Source organism: Photobacterium gaetbulicola (genome assembly GCF_003025515.1).
In the GTDB taxonomy this organism is placed as follows: Bacteria; Pseudomonadota; Gammaproteobacteria; order Enterobacterales; family Vibrionaceae; genus Photobacterium; species Photobacterium gaetbulicola.
This window is the reverse complement of record NZ_PYME01000013.1, coordinates 82,922-104,095: the sequence shown is the minus strand read 5'-3', so window position 1 is coordinate 104,095 and position 21,174 is coordinate 82,922. Positions and strand designations below refer to the sequence as shown.

Here is a 21,174-nt window from a genome sequence, read left to right as displayed (position 1 = left end):
TTCTCCAGCTTTTTTTAGTACTTATCGCTAATAAGCGACGACATCGCCCAAAAAATAAATAAGAACAAGATAAAAATGACAAAAGGCGCCTCTGGCGCCTTTTTTAGGGGAATCGCGGTATTAAACGGTTACTCAGCGTCGGTACGAGTAAAGGTCAGCGTATGCTCTGTACCTGTTAGAGTCAGCTGGTTACCCGCCACTGTGGCCGTGCTCCAATCCATAAGCGTAGTGCTCATGACACGTTCCAATTCCATTGCAGGCTCGGGACAAGCCATCATGGTCATCCCCATTTTCTCGATGCGAAGCTTGCCCTCATTGAGCTCGGCTTGGCCAAAGTAACGGTTACAGCCAGCATGACCATTAGCACCTAGATCTGCAGATAACTGCAGATTTGGTGCTTTGAAAGGTTCCGCAAGCTGAAGCTCGTTACCATCAACTTTGTTCAGTACCCAGTTAAATGTGGCAAGGTCTGTTTGACTAATCATAGCGGTGGTCGGCTTGCTATCAGTGTTAGAGGCACAGGCGGCAAGGAGAGCAGGTACTGCCAGTGCAGCAAGGAAACGTTTCTTCATTATCATTAATCCCTAGAAGTACAGATGATTACTGGGCAAAGTATTATTTTGCTGAATACTATTGTTGGTAATCAATTGTACGCTGTTTTTTATCTTGTTTTACAATATATATCAGATTTTCGTGTGAGAGAAAATAAAAAACACACTTAACACTGCAATATTCAGGTTTGGTTAGGTTTTAACCTATATCCAAGCAGTTTATCGCACTTGGATATAGAGATAGTAGTTTAAATAACTCTAAAAGAAAAAATGTTAAGCCCGCGTCATTTATTCATAGTCCAATTAATTTCGCTGAGCCTGTTACCTTGGTGTTATTTGGGGGGGGCTGCCTTGTTTATCATGTGCAGATGAACATCTTGTTGCGGGAATGGAATAGAAATCCCTTCTCGGTCGAAGCGCATTTTGACTTCTCTGGTGATATCCCAGTAGACGTCCCAATAATCCTCGGTCTTGACCCAGGGACGCACGATAAAATCGACAGAAGATGAATTGAGGGTATGTAGCTTGATCGTAGGCTCGGGCGAGCGGAGTACCATCGGGTGCTCTGTGATGATTGCCTCAAGCACTTTCTCGGTCTTTTCGATATCATCACTATAGCTAACGCCAAAGACCATATCGACCCGGCGCACCTTTTCATGAGTGATATTTTTGATGGTATCACCCCAGATCTTGCTGTTGGGTACGATGAGGATCTGGTTATCAAAAGTCTTGATTGTGGTGCTGACTAGACTCATATGGCTTACTTTGCCCGAGGTGCCACCGGCTTCGACAAAGTCGTCGACGTCGAAAGGGCGGTAGATCAGCAGCATCATACCGGATGCAAAGTTCGACAGCGTGTCCTGCAAGGCAAAGCCGATGATCACCCCGGCGACACCGAAACCGGTCAGGACCGGAGCAAGATTCAGGCCTATTTGCGACAGGGCAATCAAGATACCTATGCACAATACCGTGTTGCCACTGATAGAGATGAAAAAGTCCTTCATCAGTTGCGACATCCGCAGGGTCGGAGCCGAGACCGCCCGGGTGACGATATGCCGGGTGATGTTTTTCAAGATTTTAAAGATGAAAATGATGAGCAGGAAGATGAATATTTTGAACAGGGCCTGCGGTGTGTTTTGTGCTAGCCAGTCACGAAAATCTTCTAGCCAGTCGGACAGCAATGACAGGATGACCTTGTAGTCTAATATCTCATTGGTCAGGTTACCGGAGATCACGAACAACTGCTTGGTGAAATCGGTGGTATCGATTTTCATTTTGTTAGCAAGATCGACGATAAACTGCAGGTTGTCGATATCACTGGCGACTTCACGCTGGGCGAAGATGTACTGCAGTTGCAATGAGGCCTTTTCTTCATCGGCGGCAGATCTGATCTGGCCCGATAGCACGCTTTCCTGCTGGTGGTCAAATGATAGCTTGGCGGATAAAAAATCGAGTCGCTGCTCGATGTCTTTGATCAGAGCCAGCTTGCTCTTGTCGGCCGGGGTGCCCAATAACTCCAGCCAGCCGAAATTGACCCACTGTTCACTCAAAATAGTGTGGTAGAACGCGGTAGTTTCGTTGAGTGTTTTTTGGGTAATGAGCTTCTGTTCAAGATCCACATCATCGAGATCGTTTTGCAGTATGGCGATCCGTTTGAACAGAAAATCAATCGCTAGGTTAAGGTACTCGACCTGTTCATTGACAAACTTCGTGACTTTTGGGGTGTTCTCTTCGGTCCGATTCTTGATTAGGTTTTGCAGTTCAGCCCGGATATCCTCATTTTTCTTTAGCACCTGCATATCGATGATGTTTTTTGCTGTGCCGACTTTTCCCTGAGAGTCCTTGTAAAGCTCAGCCATTTCGGCGTCTAACTGTTCTATCTTGGCAAATTCATCCTTTTTTTGATCCGAGGCTTGTTCGGTTTCCTCGGCAAAAGACAAGAGGGAGAAGAAGAGGGCGAAGATAACTAGCCAGCGCATGAATCGGACTCCGAGCGATACCTAAGTATCAATAAACATAGAAATCCATTGCGTTGGTGCTGGCTTAATTTCAGGAAAGGAAGGAAGAAAAATGTTGACTGAGAAAAAAAGGCCCCCTACTTGAGGGGGCAATATTTACCATCGCTATTATTATTCGTCAAAATTCTGCATACGATTTGAGGAAGCGAGCAAAAGGCTATTAACCGAAGTCACCGTTTACATAACCGCGGGTACGGTCATCAGCTGGTTGGTTGAACAGCACGTCTGTTGAGTCGTGTTCGACCAGCTCACCCATCAGGAAGAAGGCCGTGCGGTCAGAGATACGGCGGGCCTGCTGCATCGAGTGGGTAACGATAACGATGGTGAAGTCTTTCTTCAGCGATTCCATCAAATCTTCAATTTTCTTGGTCGCAATAGGGTCAAGTGCTGATGTTGGTTCGTCCATCAGGATCACTTCTGGTTCCATTGCGATGGTACGGGCAATACACAGACGCTGCTGCTGACCACCCGACAGGCCGAATGCGTGTGATTTCAAACGGTCTTTCACTTCATCCCACAGGGCAGCACCACGTAGCGAGCGCTCGACCACTTCATCGAGGATCTTCTTGTCTTTAACACCCTGGGCACGAAGGCCGTAGGCAATGTTCTCGTAGATGCTCATTGGAAACGGGTTCGGTTTCTGGAATACCATACCGACTTTAATGCGAAGCTGAGCTACGTCGATGTTGCCGTAAACATCTTCACCATCCATAGTCAGCTTGCCGTCGATTTTCACGCCTTCGATCAGGTCGTTCATACGGTTAAGGCAGCGCAGCAGTGTCGATTTACCGCAGCCCGACGGACCGATTAGTGCGGTAACCTTGCGGTTAGGAATTGGCAGGTTGATTTTCTTCAGTGCCTGGTTCTCGCCGTAGTAAAGGTCTAGATTTTCAATATTAAATTTGTTCATGGTTCTCTTCCTCAAAAATTAGTAAGTCGCAGTATTGAATCGGCTAGCGATGAGCTTCGTTAGCAAGTTAATAACAAGAACAACAATGATTAGAATGGTGGCGGTTGCGTATGCCTGGTTCCATTCGTGAATTGTGTATAGCTCCTGCGTTAGTTTGTACAGGTGAACGGTTAGCGTACGGCCAGAGTCGAACATGCTCTCTGGGATACGGGCAACCATACCTGCTGTCATGAAGACCGGTGCGGATTCACCGATAACACGACCTACACTGAGGATGATGGAGGTAACAATACCTGGCATAGCGCTTGGTAGGATTAGTCTCCAGATGGTGTAAATCTTTGATGCACCCAGACCATATGAACCTTCACGGTAAGTCTGAGGAACAGCCATTAGTGCTTCTTCCGTTGTGCGGATAATAACAGGGAGGATCAGGATACTCAGGGTCAGGGCACCTGACAGGATAGAGTAACCAAAGCCCATTACGACAACGAAGAATGTCATACCGAACAGACCGTAGATAATCGACGGAATACCGGCCAGTGATTCAGTACAGAAACGGATCACTTTAACTAGCTTACTACCCACTTTTGCATATTCTGTCAGGTAGATAGCAGTCATGATACCCAGTGGCGCAGCCACACCGATTGAAGCGGCAACCATGTATAGGGTTGATACGATCATTGGCCAGATCCCTGACTCTTGACCGATGGTGGTGTAGTTGTTGGTGATGAACGACCAGTCTACATAAGACAGGCCATTGCTTAGGATGTACCAAACTACCCACACTAGGAAGCCTACAGTGATAGAGGCTGCCGACCAGATAAGCGCCAGAGAAATTTTGTCTTTCATCTGCTGCTTTTGTGTATTTGTACCTTTAAGAGCCATTGTGATTACCTCGCACGCTCACGGTTCAGATAAAGAAGCGCACCGTTCAGTACCATGATGAAGACCAGAAGAACGATACCCGTTGCGTAAAGTGCACTTGCGTGCAAGCCAGTTGCGTATGACATTTCAATCGCAATGTTGGCCGTCAGGGTACGGGCCGAATCCAACAGACCTTGTGGCATTGCCGGAGAGTTACCCATAACCATGATAATCGCCATGGTTTCACCCAGAGCACGAGCAACACCCAGGATAACGCCGGTCATGATGCCTGAGCGGGCAGCTGGTACAAGCAGCTTAAAGATAGTGAACATTTGCGAGGCCCCCAGAGCGTACGAACCTTCTTTGTAAGTACGGGGTACAGCGCGAATTGATGTTTCAGATACTGTGATAACCGTTGGCAGGATCATCACCGCAAGCACGATGATACCGGCCAAGATGGTGTTACCCGCAGGTACGGCGAAGACATCTTGAATCAGGGGGACGATGATAACCAAGCCGAAGAAACCGTATACAACAGACGGGATACCTGCCAGTAGTTCAATCATCGGACGGATTGTATTGGCAAGGCGCTTAGGAGCAACCTCGGCAATGAAAATCGCCGTCAGTACGCCGATTGGCACACCCAGAACAACCGCACCTGCAGTAGAGACTACAGACGCCACGATCATCGGAGCGATACCGTAAAGCGCTGGTGGAAGCCAGTTGGTGCCGAATACGATAGAACCCACACCGGCTTGGGCAAAGGCATCGTAGCCTTCGCGGAAAATAAAGTAGCCAATTAAGATTAGCGAGAGAATGCCAAGTGCGGCACTCGATAAAAATAGGTATTTAAAAAACAGTTCGCGCCAGTCGACTTTATCTTTAGCTTTCAGCGATGAGCCTTTGGCTGAACTTTCAATGTTATTTGCGATGGTCATATTTTTACTCCAGATATTGGCTAAACAAGGTTTATCCGAATACCGAGGAATCAACAAACCGGCCACCACCATCAGATGATGACCGGAAAATAAAACGTTTACTTAGTTAACAGCGATGTAGCCTTTGTCAGCAACAATCTTCTGGCCTTCAGCACTCTTAATCCACTTAAGGAACTCAAGTGCTTCTGCAGATGGGCGGCCTTCTTTGTAAAGTACTAGGAATGGACGCTGTACACCGTACTCACCCGCTTGGATAGCTTCAACTGATGGCTTGTGGTTGTCGATTGATAGCGGTTTAACAGAACCATCAACAGAACCTAGAGAGATGTAGCCAATAGCGAATGGGTTGTTAGCAACGATAGTTTTTAGCTGGCCGTTGCCGCTTGCTACTTGTGCACGCTGAGAGATAGCTGATACTGAAATATCGTTGACTTTCATTTTCAGGTTCATGATGTCTTCGAAAGCACCACGGGTACCAGATGCGGTGTCACGAGTTGCAACAACGATTGGCTTGTCTTCACCACCAACTTCTTTCCAGTTGGTGATTTCGCCTTTGTAGATTTTGGTCACTTCTTCTTTAGAAAGGTTAGATACTGGGTTGCTTGTGTGTGCAACGACCGCGATACCGTCACGAGCGATAACAACTTCTTTGATGTTGTCTGCTTTCTCAGAATCTTTCAGATCGCGAGAGCTCATACCTAGATCAGAAGAACCATCGTGGGCAGCACGAACGCCGGCAGATGAACCTGGGCCCTGAACCTCGATAGTGACATCATGAGATTGTGCGTAGGTCTCACCTAGAACTTCCATGATAGGTGTAACAGAGTTCGAGCCTACAACAGAAACAGTTTCAGTTGCGATTGCTGGGTTGATAACCATTGAACCTGCTAGGGCTAGTGCACCAATAACCTTTGTTTTCATTTTCCTAATCCTTAAAAAGCTGGCCTTATTGCCAATAGGTTTGAATGAACGAGGCCAAGATTAGGGAAGAAGTATGACAGTATTGTTTCAGTACTTTGAACACTCTATGACGCTGTTCATAAATGTTTAATACCTGTCCAATTTGATCTCTGTTCCAGTTATTGCTGCAACCTGTATGGGGGAATACAAGTAATTTACCCACTAATCAGACAGATAGTATGGCCATGATATGGCGGGGGGATGAGAGTGGCCGCGATGGAGCAGGCTGAAATTGGCGCCGAAATCCACCTGGTTTTACCACTGTAAAAAGACCTGTCGAAGTTACCCTTTTTTTTCTGATTATCGCCTTTTTGCTTCATCAGCTGTTGCTGTTATGCCCAATTGGACAAAGTTTGCGCGCTGTAACTGGGGGGGATTGGCCAGATGAAATCAATCTTTGATGTTGGCTCTGATACAATTACCCCCACTCCAAGTTCAATAAAAGCATCATGATGATTAAAAAAGCCCAACAGATGGTGGTATTTAATGCTCTGACCCATCAGCGCAGCTTTACTAAAGCCGCACAACTGCTCGATATATCCCGCACCCAGGTCAGTAAGCAGGTCCAGCAACTGGAGCAAAGGCTCGGGGTACAGTTGGTGCAGCGCACGACCCGTTCATTTGCCTTGACCGAAGCGGGTGAGCGCTTTGCAGTGCACTGTGCCAATATTGTGGCTGAAATAAACGAAGCGGAAAGCGAGCTTGTTCAGAGCAGTGATAGCATGCAGGGGATTTTGCGGGTTGGCAGCGCCCAATCATTCGCCCGCCATCACATTGCGCCATACCTGGCGGCTTTTCATCAGCAATACCCTCAGTTAGATGTTGAGATGAGCTTATTTGATCACAAGGTTGATCTTATCGCCGAGCAGCTGGATTTGTGGATCGGCATGACGGATTCGCCCCCGGAAGGGTTCGTGGCACGGCATTTGGCCGATTGTCATTTCGTCCTCGCCGCCAGCCCTGACTATCTGGCCCGACGTGGTGTGCCTTATCGACCTGAAGATTTGGCGAGCCATAACTGTATTACTTATTACAGCCGGGAGCGCAAAGATAATATTTGGAGTTTCGAGCAAGGCGGCGAGCAGCAAAATATCAAGGTATCGGGAAATTACCGGGTCGATTCGGCGGATGCGATCCTTGATGCGACCTTGTCAGGCCATGGGGTGGGGTACTTGGCAACCTACCTATTGGATAAGGAGTTTCAGGAAGGGCGGCTGGTCCGTTTACTGCCTGATTGGCAGCTCTCCCAATATATGCCGCTGTATGCTGTATATCCCCGTTATCAGTACCTGCCAAAGAAGGTGCAGGCCTTCCTGGATTTTGTCAGGGGGAAAATTGGTGAGCCAGTGTACTGGGACAAGGTGCTTTAATCATCAACCGGCCACCGAATACGGTATCGTTTTCGTCTGAATCGAGGAGAGAATTGTCAACTATAGTGACAATAGTATCCCGTATATGCACCAATCATGACTAAACAGCATGATTTGCCGTTTCTATAAGCAAAATCCAAGGCTGATGTGGCTAAAGTGTAAATATGTGTAACAAGTTGATCCTTGTCACAGTTTTAATTCTGAATAGAATGCCTCCGCAATCGTTTACTAACAAATTTGTGGAGTTTGGCCATGAGCTATCTGGTCAGTGCACTAGGCGTGATGACGCTTTTTGCGGTTGCAGTTCTATTCTCTGAAAATCGTCGTGAAATCAACTGGCGTACCGTGGGTGGTGCCTTTGCCATTCAGCTAGTTTTTGCCGGCTTTATCTTATATGTCCCGGTAGGTCGCGAGATCCTCAACTCTGTGTCCTCGGCGGTTTCAGGAATTATCGATTACGGCCGTGTGGGCACTGAATTCCTGTTTGGCGAACTGGCTCAGTTCAAACTAGGCTTTATTTTCGCGGTGAATGTCCTACCAACGATCGTTTTCTTCTCAGCGCTGATCTCGGTGCTGTACTACCTCGGCGTTATGGGCTTTATCATTCGCAGCATCGGTGGTTTGCTGCAGCGTATGCTGGGCACTAGCCGTACCGAATCGATGTCGGCGACCGCGAATATCTTTGTCGGCTCGGTAGAGGCACCTTTGGTTGTGCGTCCTTACCTAGCCAAGATGAGCCGCTCGGAACTGTTTGCCGTGATGGTAGGCGGCCTGGCCTCTGTGGCTGGCGGTACTTTGGTTGGCTATGCGGGCCTGGGTGTTGATATCAGCTACTTGATTGCTGCTAGCTTCATGTCTGCCCCAGCAGGTTTGATGATGGCAAAAATCTTGGTGCCTCAGACAGAAGTGATCAACGATGACGACGCGGCCGATGAAGGCGGTGAAGACGAGCCAGTTAACATTATCGATGCGGCTACGCAGGGTGCATTGAGCGGCCTGCAAATTGTGATGGCCGTTGGTGCCAGCTTGTTGGCGATTATCAGCTTGATTGCGTTGATCAATGGCGGTCTGGCTCACGTGGGTGACTGGACGGGGATCGACAACCTGAGCCTTGAGTTGATTTTTGGTTACCTGTTCGCGCCAGTGGCATGGTTGATTGGTGTGCCTTGGTCAGAAGCCACGGTAGCAGCAAGCTTGATTGGTAAGAAGATTGCCGTTAACGAATTTGTTGCGTTTGCCGATCTGATTGCCGTGAAGGATCAGCTCAGTAGCCACTCGCAGGCTATCGTAACATTTGCCTTGTGCGGTTTTGCCAACCTGACTTCTATTGCCATGCTGATGGGAGGCCTGGGTGGTGTTGTACCAAGCCGACGTCCTGATATTGCCCGCCTGGGGTTCAAGGCAATCTTTGCTGCAACCTTAGCAAACCTGATGAGTGCAACAATCGCCGGCGTGTTCTTGTCTTTCTAATAACTAGCTAGGCAATCAGCATACAAAAGAAAACAGAGTGCAACGCACTCTGTTTTATTATCAATAGTATGCTCTCGGGGAACATACGAACTGCAATGTAAGACCTAAGGACCATTTGAGTATAAGTGGGCAATCCGGTAGTGTCTGTCTCACTAGTGATATATGGACCCGATATAGGCGATATGATGAAATCAGACGTCGATAGGCTACTCAATCAACATTGCGAACTTATTCATTCGGAAGATAAGAAAGTGGTATCACACCGTCAACGCGAGGACGGTGATTGGATAATGCACTCCCTAATGCTTGAAGGGTATGATGTTCCATTTAAATTCAAGCGCAAGAAAAAGTACCAATCATTGACGGGGGCAAAGGTTAATCTGACCTATTATCCGGCTTCTGAGGTGGTGGCCGGATTGAGCTTTGAAGTGATGAAAGTGGTACGGATCAAACGCGCCTGACGGGAATAAAGCAAAGCCATTACTCGTTTCCTTGCGCGCATGTTGGGTCGGACACAAAGCGGAAGTTCTTGTACTCGGCCGTTACGGTAGTGGCAGGGTCTTGGCTGAATTCGCCAGCCCAGTTCGAAATCTGATGGCTGGTTGCCCATACATTGGCCATTATCCTAAGCCGGCTATCTGTTACTGAAGGGGTGGGATCATCGCCAGTGCTCTGTACGCTGTGGACTAGCTTGCCATCAACATACCAGTTGATGGCGTCTTTGGTCCATTTGATGCCGTAGCGGTGAAAATCTTGCGAGGCATCGAAATCCAAGTAGATAAGGTGTTCGTGGCTGCGGGCGTGGCTGTCATGGTTGGTCCAGTAGTTGACTTGCATGACACTGGTATTGTGGCCCAAGAACTCGATATCGATTTCGTTGTGCTTGCCATTGCCATCTTCTGGCTTGTCATAAGGGCCGGCAAACAGGAAGAATGAGCTGATCACTCCAGGTTCCGCGATTGGTTTTATTTCCACTTCGTAGCAGCCATATCCATAAAAATCATGGCTTCTTAATTCACCAGATTGAAACTCAAACGCATCCTCGCCGTTGGGCGCGTGACTTAAGGTAATTGCCATGCCGTCTGCCGAATGAGAAATGGCTTCACCTTCCCAGCGGCTGTCAAACGGAAAACCATTGCACCAGCCATCGGATTTCCACCAAAGCTCAGTATTGAGTGCGGTAAGGGGATCTGTTATTGAGTTACCAGCCAGCAAAAACGGCGACATTGTTAGCATATTGAATAAGCCTGCTGTATGGAGTAGAGATCGTAACGACATAAAGACTGATCCATGAGAAATAAAAGTGCCAGAACTAAATGTAGCAGGATTTTTTTGCTCTATAGCTGGAGGGCCGTCTTGGATTTGAGACGAAATTTAAAATTGTGCGACAATGCCTTTAGCGGGCACTAAAGTACGGCATTGCTTGGCTTAATGAGTGGAGTATAGTGACGTTTTTTATACCATAATGCACTTAATATCAGTGAGTTGGTGTTAATGTTGTAGGCGGTGTTTGGACCGCCATTTAGATAGACGCCGGTGGGGACCGCTCGATGTGGCAGACTGTTAGCGACCACCTGTTCGGCAAGTTCGTACCCGAAATCATCACCATCAAATAGTACACTCAGAGCAAAGGCCGCTTTATTGCTAAAAATTTGCGGGTTTTCGATCGGTTGACCACCTGGTGCGATACTGACCCACGCCTTGCCATAGATATACATATTGTTGTAAGAAAACCACGGCGCTCGGCTCATGGCATCTTCGGCAAAGACCCAATAGCTTGCTTCCTTGGTTGATTTTAATTTATGTAATTCGAATAGGGCATTGAGTTGGTTCCACCATTGCTTCTGATTGCCGATTTCAATGCCCAACAGCACATAGGGATCCGTAGTGAAATAAGCGAGGTTTCTCTGATCAACCACAAGTGGGATCCCCTCGACGGTCACTTGGGCGATGTCTTGCTGCTTGTAGGCTGTACTGACATCAAAGCCGAACAGTTTATAGCCGTACGCGGCATATTGCAGATAGCCAAGCCGGCCCTCTTGGCGGTAGTAACTCTTTTGGCCCGTTTTGAGCTCGCCGTACAATGTACCCTGGAATACCGCTTTCTCTAATTGCCACTTATCGACAATACGCTGGATAGCGGGATTGAATTTTGGTTTGTGAGTTCGGACTATTTCAAGCCAGATTAAAAGCCTGCCTATGTCCAAAGCCGACCAGCCATTGCCATTGGAACTGTCAGTACTATATCTCCCTGAGGGGGTAGCCGTACGGGTGCTGTATTCCCGGTTAGGTAAAGACTGTTCGTAGAGCGGGAGTGCCTGCAGGGTAGCCAGGGTTTTTGTCAGTTTGTCATTGGCTTGTTCGGTTGTGATGAGAGCCAGTCCTTCGGCCGAAAGTATGGCGGCAATACCACTGGCGACATCCCACATTGTCGTGTGATGGTAGCCCTGTACAGAATCGAAAAAGCCTGTTTGCTCATTCCAATTTTGTTCGAAATAGTAATAGGCTTTTTTGGCAAGCAGCCCTTCGTTTCGGCTAAGGGTGACAGCAGAAAGAGGGAAAGTTGTTAGCTCCGTACGGGAGGGAGTGGCAAGCACTGGAGGTGCGGCTTTATTCTCCGAAGCTTCTTCTTCGTTTGTCACCTCGGGGGCTATAGCTCGTCGCTGGAACTGGACATCATTGTCTGTGATGCTCTGCTGGTTGGAGATTACACTGCGCGCGCCATAAAAACTAGGGTAGGGCTCTTCTGTTTCGGTATTAAAAGCAGCCATCACTGAAAACGACATCAACAGTGCAGTACACAGAGCAGTATACAATGCTGTTGTTCGTAGTGCTGTTGTCGCTCGCATAACTGCTTTTGGCATTAAGTCGGCATTCCTTGTCTATCTACTTAGTTAGTTATATCGGTTTAGCCCACAAGTTGGGATAGTTTGGTACTGGCGTAGAGAAAAAGTGTGACGCTGCTCTCGTAGTTAACTGTTTGAAGTTTAGTTAATTATCTCCAAATTCTTCATTGTATTTTTTGTGCTTGCCCTATAATTAATATACTGCTAGTGGCGTATGGGGGCTTAAGGATACGTTAGCAACGTGGTGATGGGCTTACTTTAATCATAAAAAGCGGTGATCATATGGAATTTGGTATCGTATTCTGGTTCTTCTTTTATTTGGTGTTTTTCTGCTTGTCGACCTACCTGGGTTACCAGAAAGGGAATTTAATCGCCGGTATTTTGTTGGGCTATGTCTTGGGGCCGATTGGCGCTTTGCTGATTTACCTGAGTAAGGACAGAAAGCACATCACTTGCCCGTCCTGTCATGCCGAAATTCATAAACGGTCATACATCTGCCCCAAGTGCCGGGTGAAAGTAGGAGTCAGTACAAAAACCGCTCATGAGGGTTGATATGAAACGTAGTAAAAACAGCGCAAACGTATCGTCATCACCTTTAGTTCAGCATAAGCAGAAATTCATGTTTTTTCCGCGCCGGTTAGCCGTTCTTGCCGGTATCATTATCGCTATGCTTTTGGTTCAGGTAGGGTACTTCTATTGGCAATATGACCAAGGGCAAATGGACTATTCATTAGTCCAGAATATGTTTGATGAATACGAACAGCAGCTGGTGGAGAAACAAACGCTAATTGATGAGTTTCAGCAGCAGCTTGCCTCAAAACAAGCCCAGTTGGAAGAGCAGCAACGGGTGATTGATGAGCTGGATGATCGGCTGCTCAAGCTGGATGAGCAATATGTTTTCCTCAAACAGGAAATTAATGCCACCAGTACTCTACTCGTTGATAAAAATAGCGAGATTGCGTTGCTTGAACAACAGTATATTGATTCACAGCAAGCCCTGAAGAAGAAAAGCTCTCAGCTCTATAGTCTACAGCGGCGTTTTGACAGAGAAGTAAATATTGCAATAGCTAAAGAGCGGAGGAAGTTGACGGAATCGCAATTGATGGTGGATCAAGAGCTTGCCCAACTACAATCTCAAGAAGCTGAAATTAGCGCCAAGATCTCCAGTGTTGATGAATGGGAGAGAAAGCGGGCTGAATTTGAGAAGCTGTATGCCAGTTCTGCACTTGAAAAGCAAAACGAAGAGCGGGTTAGTAAACTAATGGATCAATTCAATGAGCTTCGGGTTGATCTGGATGTCGTGAACGAGTGTGATAAAGACTACCTATATCGCTACAATGAGGCAAAAAGTCTGCTTAATCACATTAGAACCTTTATCCAGAAGTATAAAATGCGTGAGGAGTTTTATTATTATGTTATTTCTAATGACAGTATGATTAATTCGCAAAATCGCAAACTGTGTGTGGTTGACTAATGGTAGTGATAGATAGTGCTTCTAGGACAGAAAAAGACAACGTGGGCGGGGAACTTTAATTGTCGAACGGCATACCAGTAAATAACTGGCAAAGTCGTGAATATTACTGTTGAGTATTATCAAAACGCTCGATTGGCTGCTTTGCAATTTATACAGGCTCATTATTTCATTTCACGAGAGGGCGTTGCATCCTGCTGGGTGTACAAGGGGCTTATTGCCACATTACCAGAATAGCGGCTAAAGAAAGCAGCACCAGTGCCAGGATTTCCTTGGAGCTGATACGCTGACTAAGCCAGAAGTATGAAATGAAGATCATAAAAATGATTTCGACCTGGCCAAGTGTTTTTACATAGGGTACTGTTTGCAGTGACATGGCACTGAACCAGCCAAGAGAGCCGATCACACTGGTTAAACTTGTCATGATGACGAGCTTAGGCCTTACGTACATAGCGGCTAAAGTATGGCGCTCTTTCACTAACAAATAGGCAGTGATCAGCAAGGTTTGGAGCAGTATGACTAAAAAGAGTACCCAAGCGGCGCTGAAAGGAAAGGGAAGTTGTAAGCTCAGGCTGGCTTCTCTGATCCACAATGACGTGAGGGCAAAGGCTGAACTGCAACTCACCCCAAGCAGTAGGGTTTTCAGTGATAGCCTGCGCCACCCTGACGAGCTGCTCAGCAACAGCACACCTAGTGTCCCCAGCAATACGCCTATCCAACCCGTAAAGGTTAAAACTGTCCCGAAAAATAACACGCCAAGTACCGCTGAGACCGGCGCTTCACATTTTGCCAGCCCTGCACCAATGGCATAGTTTTCTAGTTTGAACAGCAATACCATCAGGCCAGTAGCGATTATCTGCATGACAGCTGCGCCGATGATATAAAAGCAGAACTCGCCACTAAACTTTGGCATCGGTGCACTTTGCCATTGATACAGTGCGATTAAATACATCAAAGCAAGTGGGCTAGCAAAAATAAAGCGTGCCAAGGTTGTACCCGCCACACTCAAATCTTTGCTTAATTTGCTTTGAAAGGCATTGCGCCAAGACTGGCTAAGAGCGGCGAGGAGAGTAAAAGCAATCCAGCTAAATGACATTACGATTCCATCGTGTTGAAGAGCGGCTGGTCAGTGTAGCGGACATGTATTGAAGATGGAAAATAATTGGTTATTAATCAGAAAGAAAAAGAGTAAGCGATGGTGATAGAACCATCTTTAAATCGCCCAGTATCTTCGCCACGATCAGATGAGTTCCAGCGGTTTCCAGAGTAGTTGTTGTATTGAATCGTGATGGTACCCGGGCGCCAGTCAAAATAGCCAAAACCGTAGGTGTAGTCCGGATTCCAAGGTTGCTGTTGTGAACTGTCGAAGTAATAAAAAGCGGTGCCGTTGACATACCAGTTGCCAAATATGGAGTATTTGCAGCCCAGACTGAGGGTTTTGTGCCCTGTCATATAAGAAGTGGTTGCTAGGTCGAAATATTCAGGCGTGTAGTTGAAATCAATTTGACAGCCAATGGCCCCTTCATCGGTAAAGGTCAGCCAGCTTTTTACTGGGTCGACGACAGGAAACTTCCAGCCCAGCGACCACGTTCCCTGATCGAAGTTGGTAATAGGTTGCTCATCGGTGGCTTTAAACCGATTTCCGCCATAGTTGGCGTACATCAGGCTGAAGGTATAAGGGCGCCAGTCACTGTAGCCAAACACATAGGTAAAGTCTGGATTCCAAGGCTGCTGTTGATCACCATCCCAATAGTAATAGAGGGTGCCTGACACAAACCAGTTGCCCAAAATAGTGTACTTGAGCGACAGGGTCGTGGTCATGTTGGTATTGGCTGGGCCGTTGGTGGCATTGGCCGGAATATTTGCCGCAGGTGTTTCCAGCAGCGGATAACCAAACCCCAGGTTGCCACTGAGCCCGTGCAAGAATGACTTGTCCTTATTTTCCTCCCACTCCTCGAAAGGAAAATGAAAAGAGCTGGATACCCCTTTCCAGATCAAATCGGCTTCAGTTTCCTCCTCATCTGTTCCAAAGCTTGGGATCTTGCTTGCTGGCGTTAGGGGTGGGGAGGATGGGCTTGGAGCATGCTTGCGAGATTCGCTCATATACTCATCGGCCATGCAAGGCATGGCAGAGTACAAAAGCCAAATTAAATAACCGAAGCAACGCAAGCCCATCTCCTTATGTACTGAGGAGTTAACAATCACGAGTAGTAGCTTGCCGTAATAGCAACGAAAATCAACTACCAGTAAATATTTGAGGTAACGAACAGAAAATGAACAATTTTTTGTTGTGTCTAATAAACCTTACTAGAATGAAGCTGTACATAAAAGTAATTGCATATCGTTTGGTGAAAATAATTGATGTGCAAGCATATATTTTATGTTTGGGAGGCATGGTTTGTAGGTGATTGGATGAAGAAAATCTTACTGGTCGATGATAACAGAACCATGCTTTTATTCATGGAGAAAGTCCTATCCAAGCGTGGTTTTGATGTCATAACCGCGAACGATGGCATGCATGCATTACAGGTGCTTGAGGAGCGCCCTGATATTCAATTTGTCCTTAGCGACTGGATGATGCCGGAGATGGATGGGATTGAGCTTTGCTCTAGAGTGAAGTCGGCTAATTATGGCCGTTATCTATTTTTCATGCTGTTGTCAGGCAAAGATGACAAAGAATCCATTGTCAGCGGGATCAATGCTGGTGCCGATGACTTCGTGGTTAAAGATACTCACGTCGATGAACTGGAGGCGCGTATCCAGGCTGGCTTTCGGACATTGGCATTGCACAATGAAATCACCGCCAAAAATGAAGCCCTAGACGCGGCTTACGCTACCATGAAAAAGGATTTGGATTCGGCGGGTGAGTTACTTAAACGCTTATTGCCAACAGAAAACACCATGTCTGGGGTAGAGTTAAGTTATGAGTCTATTCCTAGTGCACAAATTGGCGGGGATATGCTTGGCTACATGAAGCTTGATGAAGATCACGTCGCTATTTATTTGCTAGATGTCGCTGGGCACGGCGTATCTTCGGCACTGCTGTCTTTTTCTGTTCAGCAAAGTCTTTCGGTGAATTCTGGCCATAGCTCAATAGTGAAAACGACACTGGATGAGCCTCCTTATTACCGGCTAAATGAACCCCACGAGGTCTTAAGGCGTCTCAATGAGCGATACATAAGCAACGATCAGAACTTACTCTATTTTACAATGGTCTATGCCGTGCTGAACATTAAGACTGGGAGAATGGATTTTTCTATCGCAGGTCATCCCCCTTTGGTTTGGATGCACTCAAGGCTAGGGGATGCTGAGTTGGTTGGCCAGGAAAGCTTTGTCATTGGCGCGTTTGATTTCGTCGAATACGAGACATTATATATTCAGCTAGAGCCAGGCGACAAAGTCTGGATGTACTCCGACGGCATCACTGAAGCGGAAAAAGGTGACGAAATGTTTTCGGAAGAGGGGTTTCGTAAAGCGGTTGTTGAAGTGAATGAGCAGCCGACGACGTTACAAACAGAGTTGTTAGTTAACAGTGTAAGAAAATGGCAGCAGGCTGAACAGTTTGATGATGATGTTAGTGTGCTTGTTGTTGAATGGAAGGGCAATCCAGAGAGGGAGCAGCTATGCGATATGAAACTTTCCACCAAGGTCAATGCACGATTCTTCAAATAAAAGAAGAACGTTTTGATGCCAAGTTAGCACCAAGTTTTAGGGAAGAAGTCGAGAAACTGTCATCGGGTATTGGTGGCCATCTCGTGCTAGATTTGTCAGAAGTCCGTTTTATGGATAGCAGTGGGCTCGGTGCTGTGATGGCCGTATATAAAATGCTGCGAGGGAAGAAGATCAGCGTAGTAAATCCACAGCGTGCTGTTAAGGAGTTACTTAAATTAACCCGTATGGACAAGCTGATCACCAGCTTTGACACGATAGAAGATGCTGTCGCAACCATGGCATAAAGGAGTATGGCATGAAAGGAATGATCCTCGCCGCAGGGAAAGGAACACGTGTTAGGCCGATTACCCAAATTATCCCCAAGCCAATGATCCCGATTTTGGGTAAGCCCGTGATGGAATCCATGATTCAGCTGTTTGCATCACACGGCATTGATAAGATTGTAGTTAACACCAGCCATTTGGCCGAAGTTATCGAGAATTATTTTGGCGATGGCCATCATTTCAATGTCCAGCTTTCATTTTCCTACGAAGGTGAAATTGTTGACGGCCACTTTGTCAGCAAGGCACTCGGCTCCGCTGGTGGGATGCGAAAGATCCAGGATTTTTCAGGATTTTTTGATGAGACCTTTGTCGTTGTCTGTGGCGATGCATGGATTGACTTGGATCTCACCGAAGCAGTTCGCCGCCATAAACAACACGGTGGTATTGCGACGATTGTGACCCGTGATGTTGCGCCGGAAGAAGTGTCTAAGTATGGCGTGGTGGTAACGGATAATTACGGGAAAGTGACCAGTTTCCAAGAAAAACCGTTGGTAGAAGAAGCGCTGTCGACCCAAATTAATACCGGTATCTATATCTTTGAGCCAGCAATCTTCGATTATATCCCTGCCGAACAGGAATACGATATCGGCAGTGAGCTATTCCCCAAGCTGGTGGAAAGTAACGTCGACTTTTATGCGACTAGTATGGAGTTCCAATGGTTGGATGTCGGTAATATCAGTGATATCTGGGCCGTAACTAGCGATATCATGAAAGGGAAAGTGCCTGGCTATCCCGTACCTGGGACACAAGTCAAACCGGGTATTTGGGTGGGTATCAACACGGTTTTTGATATTGATAGCTGTGATATTACGCCTCCGGTGATTGTCAGCAGTGGTTGCGAAATCCAGCCCGGAGCGATCATTGAAGGCCCTGTTGTTATTGGGGCAAATTGCAAAGTGGAATCGGGCGCAGTGATAAAGCAGAGCTTAGTGAGTGAATATATCCATGTTGCCTCAGCTGCCTATGTTCAAGATAAAACCGTGTTCGGCGATTACTTCATCAGTCATGATGGTTATACCCAGTCTTTGAATGAACTCAAGGCGGTCAATATTCTCAATGATCGGCGCCAAGTACAGCCTATGATGGGAACTTTGGGAAGCATTTCTACTTATGTCCCCTCAGGATCCGATAAAGAGGATGAAATTCTTAACTAAATAATTAAGGGCTTATCAATGGATATAGTTACTGAGCGGTTTAGTAAGCTGTACAGCAGTTCTCCGGATGTATCACGTGATATTGCTGAAGATATGCAGGAATACTTGCGAGGAAACCAAATCTCGCAAGCAATCATTGATCAAGTTGAACTATGCCTTGTGGAAGTGGTGAATAATGCCTACGAGCATGCTTATCAGTATTCCAATGAACAACCAATAGAATGCTCATGCTTTTTTAACTCCGATAACGAGTTGGTCTTTGAAGTATCAGACTATGGCAAGTCAATGAGCAAGGAGGAGTTTAACCGCGCAGTTAGTGGTGAGTTTATTGAACCTGATCCTGATGATCCTGAAACATGGACCACATCGGGACGGGGATTCATTATTGTCGTTCAACTTACTGACAATCTTGAATATATTAAAAATGGTAATAAAAACACATTTAAAATATTTAAACGCGCTCTATAAATAGGTGGAATATGAGAATAATACTGTTGCTGACGTTATTCTCATTATCTTCTTGTGCTTCTTTTTCATTAAATAATGATTGGTTTGTTAATAATGAATCATTAAATGGAAACTGGCGCCTAGAGATAATTGATGATGAAAACAGGGTCAGACAGTTCAGTGTTTCTGTACCTGGACATTGGAAGACATCAGGATTCAATTATGCAGGCGCCGCTTACTATGACAGGCAGTTTGAACTGGATAACCTAGGTAAATTAAGCCGGTATTGGCTTGAGTTTGATGGTGTTGATTATGAGTCTGTTGTTACTGTTAATGGAAAATACGTTTCACGCCAAACGGGTTATTTTGTTCCCCACCATATGGAAGTCACCGGCCTCGTTCAGCGTGGTGGGAATGCTCTAAGTGTATGGGTCAATAGCCCGAATGAGCCGCAAACAAAAGATTGGTCTTTGCGTAAATCCTTGATCAAGGGAGTGCTGAATCATCATGACACCCGTCCGGGGGGGGCTTGGTCCGAACGAGGGCAAGACTGGAACTCTGGAGGTATATGGGGGGATGTCATTTTGAGGCAAACTGGCCCAATAGCGCTAGATACGCTTAAGGTTAGGTCGAAGGTTCACCATATCGATAATTACATTACTTCGGCAAGGGTCGAGCTGGCGGTAGACTCGACCCACGTGGCGATAGCAACAGTAGAAATGGTGCTAAAGCGGCAGGGAGACTTTCAATCTGAAAGATATACCGTTGAACAAGAGGTTACAGCGGGTCAAAACTCGCTTGTGCTTAATATTCCAAAAGCGGCCCGGGAGCTTTGGTGGCCGTGGGATTGGGGTCAGCCAACGCTTTATGATCTTACCGTTTCTGTTTTCATTGATGGCCAATTGTCGGATAAAAAAACCGTTGCTTTTGGCTTTAGGGAGATAGCGCTAGACAGTGAAACGAAACAGTTTCTGGTGAATGGGAAACCCTATTTTATCAGGGGAACCAATTATATCGCCAGTCAATGGCTGGGTGAGGTAGCTGTCGAACAGTATCGGCAAGATCTCGACTTGATGAAAGAGGCCAATATCAATGGTGTTCGTGTCCACGCCCATGTGGCTGGTAAGGCATTTTATGAGTTGGCAGATCAAGCCGGCTTGGTGGTTTGGCAGGATTTTCCATTGCAATGGGGATATAGCGACACGCCCAGTTTTGCAATTGAGGCGGCCCGACAAGCTAGAGCGATGACAGACTTATTGTTTAACCACCCTTCGATTGCATTTTGGGCGGGTCACAACGAACCGCCGTGGGATGCCTCCTGGATGCAGTACAAGTATCCCTCATATCAACCGGAACAGAATAAGCTGTTGTCAGAGAGAGTATACCAAGCGCTTTTGAATGCAGAAGACGGCAGGGTAGTGCGCAAGGCCTCCTATACCCATGAACACCCGTGGTTAGGTTGGTACTCGGGTTCCTATAAAGATTACCGGACTTACCAACCCTCGATGATTGTCAGTGAGTTTGGCGCACAGGCAATGCCGAATTGGGCAATGATGCAAGAAATCCTCGATGGGCAAGCGGATTGGCCTATGAGTAACGATATGTTGAACACCCTTGGCTACCATAATTACCAGCATCATGAAACAGTGAATATTGCTCATATTCAACAAGGTGAATCGCTATCACAGTTCTGGAATAATTCACAGGAATATCAAAGGCTAGTAACCAAATTTGCTGCCGAGCACCTAAGGTTGAATAAAGAGGAGGGGGTTGCCGCGATATATCAATTTATGTTTGTCGATAGCTGGCCATCGGTTACTTGGTCCGTATTGGATGTCGATAGGGTACCTAAGCCGGGTTATGACGCTTTGAAGGAGTCATATCAGCCAGTATTGGCTATTGCGCAAGTTGACCTGACAGCCTTGCAGCCCTCGCTGACGTTGAGCGTGATTAATGACTCTCTCATCAGTTTTAATGATGCCTCATTGGTGGTGACTAACAGCTATAACCAGCAGAGCTGGAAATTCGAAGGGCTTAACATTGCTGCTAATTCGTTGGTTGAGGTTGCAAATCAGCAGCCTATAGACGGTTTGGCTTCTTATTTGACGTTGGAGCTTAGGGATAACAAGGGCGAAACAGTGAGTATTAACCGCTACCTTGCACAGGATTTGGAAGGCTAG

General features: G+C 46.6%; 20 protein-coding genes. 10 read left to right on the top strand and 10 right to left on the bottom strand.

Features of this window, described 5'->3' with window-relative positions; genetic code table 11:
* Positions 1-128 precede the first annotated feature (128 nt).
* The 6 genes from C9J03_RS13080 to C9J03_RS13055 all read right to left on the bottom strand — a co-directional run bounded on the left by C9J03_RS13080 (position 129) and on the right by C9J03_RS13055 (position 6,202).
* On the bottom strand, positions 129-572 hold the full coding sequence (locus C9J03_RS13080; protein WP_044623047.1) for an META domain-containing protein: 444 nt from the start codon (positions 570-572) through the stop codon (positions 129-131).
* A 311-nt stretch (positions 573-883) separates the two neighbouring features.
* Positions 884-2,530 (bottom strand): mechanosensitive ion channel family protein, encoded by a 1,647-nt coding sequence (locus tag C9J03_RS13075; protein ID WP_044623048.1) that lies wholly within the window; start codon positions 2,528-2,530, stop codon positions 884-886.
* A gap of 199 nt (positions 2,531-2,729) precedes the next feature.
* Positions 2,730-3,479: a phosphate ABC transporter ATP-binding protein PstB gene (gene pstB / locus C9J03_RS13070; RefSeq protein WP_044623049.1), complete on the bottom strand. Its 750-nt coding sequence runs from the start codon at positions 3,477-3,479 to the stop codon at positions 2,730-2,732.
* Between the two features lie 18 nt (positions 3,480-3,497).
* Entirely contained in the window at positions 3,498-4,364 is an 867-nt protein-coding gene (pstA, locus tag C9J03_RS13065; RefSeq protein WP_044623050.1) for a phosphate ABC transporter permease PstA, read from the bottom strand.
* Positions 4,365-4,369: 5 nt separating this feature from the next.
* The gene (gene pstC / locus C9J03_RS13060) at positions 4,370-5,281 is read right to left on the bottom strand and encodes a phosphate ABC transporter permease subunit PstC (RefSeq protein ID WP_044623051.1); all 912 of its coding nucleotides are present in this window, start codon (positions 5,279-5,281) and stop codon (positions 4,370-4,372) included.
* 102 nt (positions 5,282-5,383) lie between these two features.
* Positions 5,384-6,202, bottom strand: coding sequence for a phosphate ABC transporter substrate-binding protein (locus C9J03_RS13055; protein ID WP_044623052.1), 819 nt, complete (start codon positions 6,200-6,202; stop codon positions 5,384-5,386).
* A 491-nt stretch (positions 6,203-6,693) separates the two neighbouring features.
* Between C9J03_RS13055 and C9J03_RS13050 the strand changes: the two genes are divergently transcribed.
* The 3 genes from C9J03_RS13050 (at position 6,694) to C9J03_RS13040 (ending at position 9,542) form a co-directional block, all read left to right on the top strand.
* On the top strand, positions 6,694-7,611 hold the full coding sequence (locus tag C9J03_RS13050) for a LysR family transcriptional regulator (protein WP_044623053.1): 918 nt from the start codon (positions 6,694-6,696) through the stop codon (positions 7,609-7,611).
* A 252-nt stretch (positions 7,612-7,863) separates the two neighbouring features.
* A complete protein-coding gene (locus C9J03_RS13045) occupies positions 7,864-9,081 on the top strand; it encodes a NupC/NupG family nucleoside CNT transporter (RefSeq protein WP_039462568.1) in 1,218 nt (405 codons plus the stop codon).
* Positions 9,082-9,266: 185 nt separating this feature from the next.
* Complete coding sequence (locus tag C9J03_RS13040; RefSeq protein WP_044623054.1) at positions 9,267-9,542, top strand: hypothetical protein; 276 nt, start codon at positions 9,267-9,269, stop codon at positions 9,540-9,542.
* Between the two features lie 19 nt (positions 9,543-9,561).
* On the opposite strand, the gene C9J03_RS13035 is transcribed toward C9J03_RS13040, so the two are convergent.
* Together C9J03_RS13035 and C9J03_RS13030 are read right to left on the bottom strand one after the other, a co-directional pair.
* Positions 9,562-10,359 carry a family 16 glycosylhydrolase gene (locus tag C9J03_RS13035; protein WP_052829741.1) on the bottom strand — a complete coding sequence of 266 codons (798 nt, stop codon included), beginning with the start codon at positions 10,357-10,359 and terminating at the stop codon, positions 9,562-9,564.
* A gap of 128 nt (positions 10,360-10,487) precedes the next feature.
* A complete protein-coding gene (locus tag C9J03_RS13030; protein WP_107291716.1) occupies positions 10,488-11,945 on the bottom strand; it encodes a DUF3131 domain-containing protein in 1,458 nt (485 codons plus the stop codon).
* A gap of 264 nt (positions 11,946-12,209) precedes the next feature.
* On the opposite strand from C9J03_RS13030, the gene C9J03_RS13025 reads away from it, so the two are divergent.
* Complete coding sequence (locus C9J03_RS13025) at positions 12,210-12,479, top strand: hypothetical protein (RefSeq protein ID WP_039462560.1); 270 nt, start codon at positions 12,210-12,212, stop codon at positions 12,477-12,479.
* Between the two features lies 1 nt (position 12,480).
* Positions 12,481-13,401, top strand: coding sequence for a hypothetical protein (locus tag C9J03_RS13020; RefSeq protein WP_044623056.1), 921 nt, complete (start codon positions 12,481-12,483; stop codon positions 13,399-13,401).
* A 211-nt stretch (positions 13,402-13,612) separates the two neighbouring features.
* Here C9J03_RS13020 and C9J03_RS13015 read toward each other — a convergent pair whose 3' ends face one another.
* Both C9J03_RS13015 and C9J03_RS13010 read right to left on the bottom strand, forming a co-directional pair.
* Positions 13,613-14,494 carry an EamA family transporter gene (locus C9J03_RS13015; RefSeq protein ID WP_039462553.1) on the bottom strand — a complete coding sequence of 294 codons (882 nt, stop codon included), beginning with the start codon at positions 14,492-14,494 and terminating at the stop codon, positions 13,613-13,615.
* A gap of 77 nt (positions 14,495-14,571) precedes the next feature.
* Positions 14,572-15,501, bottom strand: coding sequence for a hypothetical protein (locus C9J03_RS13010; protein WP_231580716.1), 930 nt, complete (start codon positions 15,499-15,501; stop codon positions 14,572-14,574).
* Between the two features lie 309 nt (positions 15,502-15,810).
* Here C9J03_RS13010 and C9J03_RS13005 point away from each other — a divergent pair, with 309 nt between their 5' ends.
* The 5 genes from C9J03_RS13005 to C9J03_RS12985 are packed head-to-tail and all read left to right on the top strand — an operon-like array spanning position 15,811 to position 21,174.
* A complete protein-coding gene (locus C9J03_RS13005; RefSeq protein WP_044623058.1) occupies positions 15,811-17,070 on the top strand; it encodes a SpoIIE family protein phosphatase in 1,260 nt (419 codons plus the stop codon).
* Positions 17,022-17,354 (top strand): STAS domain-containing protein, encoded by a 333-nt coding sequence (locus C9J03_RS13000; protein WP_039462549.1) that lies wholly within the window; start codon positions 17,022-17,024, stop codon positions 17,352-17,354. Before C9J03_RS13005 ends, C9J03_RS13000 begins: the two co-directional genes overlap by 49 nt.
* Positions 17,355-17,365: 11 nt before the next feature.
* Positions 17,366-18,547, top strand: a complete 1,182-nt coding sequence (locus C9J03_RS12995; RefSeq protein WP_082060590.1) for a nucleotidyltransferase family protein — start codon at positions 17,366-17,368, stop codon at positions 18,545-18,547.
* An 18-nt stretch (positions 18,548-18,565) separates the two neighbouring features.
* Positions 18,566-19,015, top strand: a complete 450-nt coding sequence (locus C9J03_RS12990) for an ATP-binding protein (RefSeq protein ID WP_044623059.1) — start codon at positions 18,566-18,568, stop codon at positions 19,013-19,015.
* A gap of 26 nt (positions 19,016-19,041) precedes the next feature.
* Positions 19,042-21,174 (top strand): glycoside hydrolase family 2 protein, encoded by a 2,133-nt coding sequence (locus C9J03_RS12985; RefSeq protein ID WP_249031111.1) that lies wholly within the window; start codon positions 19,042-19,044, stop codon positions 21,172-21,174.

Excerpts from the sequence above, each read along its gene's own strand:
- C9J03_RS13000 (WP_039462549.1), top strand. The coding sequence starts at position 17,022 with ATGCGATATGAAACTTTCCACCAAGGTCAATGCACGATTCTTCAAATA.
- C9J03_RS13030 (WP_107291716.1), bottom strand. The coding sequence starts at position 11,945 with ATGCCAAAAGCAGTTATGCGAGCGACAACAGCACTACGAACAACAGCA.
- C9J03_RS13050 (WP_044623053.1), top strand. The coding sequence starts at position 6,694 with ATGATTAAAAAAGCCCAACAGATGGTGGTATTTAATGCTCTGACCCAT.
- C9J03_RS12990 (WP_044623059.1), top strand. The coding sequence starts at position 18,566 with ATGGATATAGTTACTGAGCGGTTTAGTAAGCTGTACAGCAGTTCTCCG.
- C9J03_RS13035 (WP_052829741.1), bottom strand. The coding sequence starts at position 10,359 with ATGTCGTTACGATCTCTACTCCATACAGCAGGCTTATTCAATATGCTA.
- pstA (WP_044623050.1), bottom strand. The coding sequence starts at position 4,364 with ATGGCTCTTAAAGGTACAAATACACAAAAGCAGCAGATGAAAGACAAA.
- C9J03_RS13010 (WP_231580716.1), bottom strand. The coding sequence starts at position 15,501 with ATGAGCGAATCTCGCAAGCATGCTCCAAGCCCATCCTCCCCACCCCTA.
- pstB (WP_044623049.1), bottom strand. The coding sequence starts at position 3,479 with ATGAACAAATTTAATATTGAAAATCTAGACCTTTACTACGGCGAGAAC.
- C9J03_RS13040 (WP_044623054.1), top strand. The coding sequence starts at position 9,267 with ATGAAATCAGACGTCGATAGGCTACTCAATCAACATTGCGAACTTATT.
- C9J03_RS13015 (WP_039462553.1), bottom strand. The coding sequence starts at position 14,494 with ATGTCATTTAGCTGGATTGCTTTTACTCTCCTCGCCGCTCTTAGCCAG.
- pstC (WP_044623051.1), bottom strand. The coding sequence starts at position 5,281 with ATGACCATCGCAAATAACATTGAAAGTTCAGCCAAAGGCTCATCGCTG.
- C9J03_RS13005 (WP_044623058.1), top strand. The coding sequence starts at position 15,811 with ATGAAGAAAATCTTACTGGTCGATGATAACAGAACCATGCTTTTATTC.
- C9J03_RS13055 (WP_044623052.1), bottom strand. The coding sequence starts at position 6,202 with ATGAAAACAAAGGTTATTGGTGCACTAGCCCTAGCAGGTTCAATGGTT.
- C9J03_RS12995 (WP_082060590.1), top strand. The coding sequence starts at position 17,366 with ATGAAAGGAATGATCCTCGCCGCAGGGAAAGGAACACGTGTTAGGCCG.
- C9J03_RS13020 (WP_044623056.1), top strand. The coding sequence starts at position 12,481 with ATGAAACGTAGTAAAAACAGCGCAAACGTATCGTCATCACCTTTAGTT.
- C9J03_RS13080 (WP_044623047.1), bottom strand. The coding sequence starts at position 572 with ATGAAGAAACGTTTCCTTGCTGCACTGGCAGTACCTGCTCTCCTTGCC.
- C9J03_RS13025 (WP_039462560.1), top strand. The coding sequence starts at position 12,210 with ATGGAATTTGGTATCGTATTCTGGTTCTTCTTTTATTTGGTGTTTTTC.
- C9J03_RS13045 (WP_039462568.1), top strand. The coding sequence starts at position 7,864 with ATGAGCTATCTGGTCAGTGCACTAGGCGTGATGACGCTTTTTGCGGTT.
- C9J03_RS13075 (WP_044623048.1), bottom strand. The coding sequence starts at position 2,530 with ATGCGCTGGCTAGTTATCTTCGCCCTCTTCTTCTCCCTCTTGTCTTTT.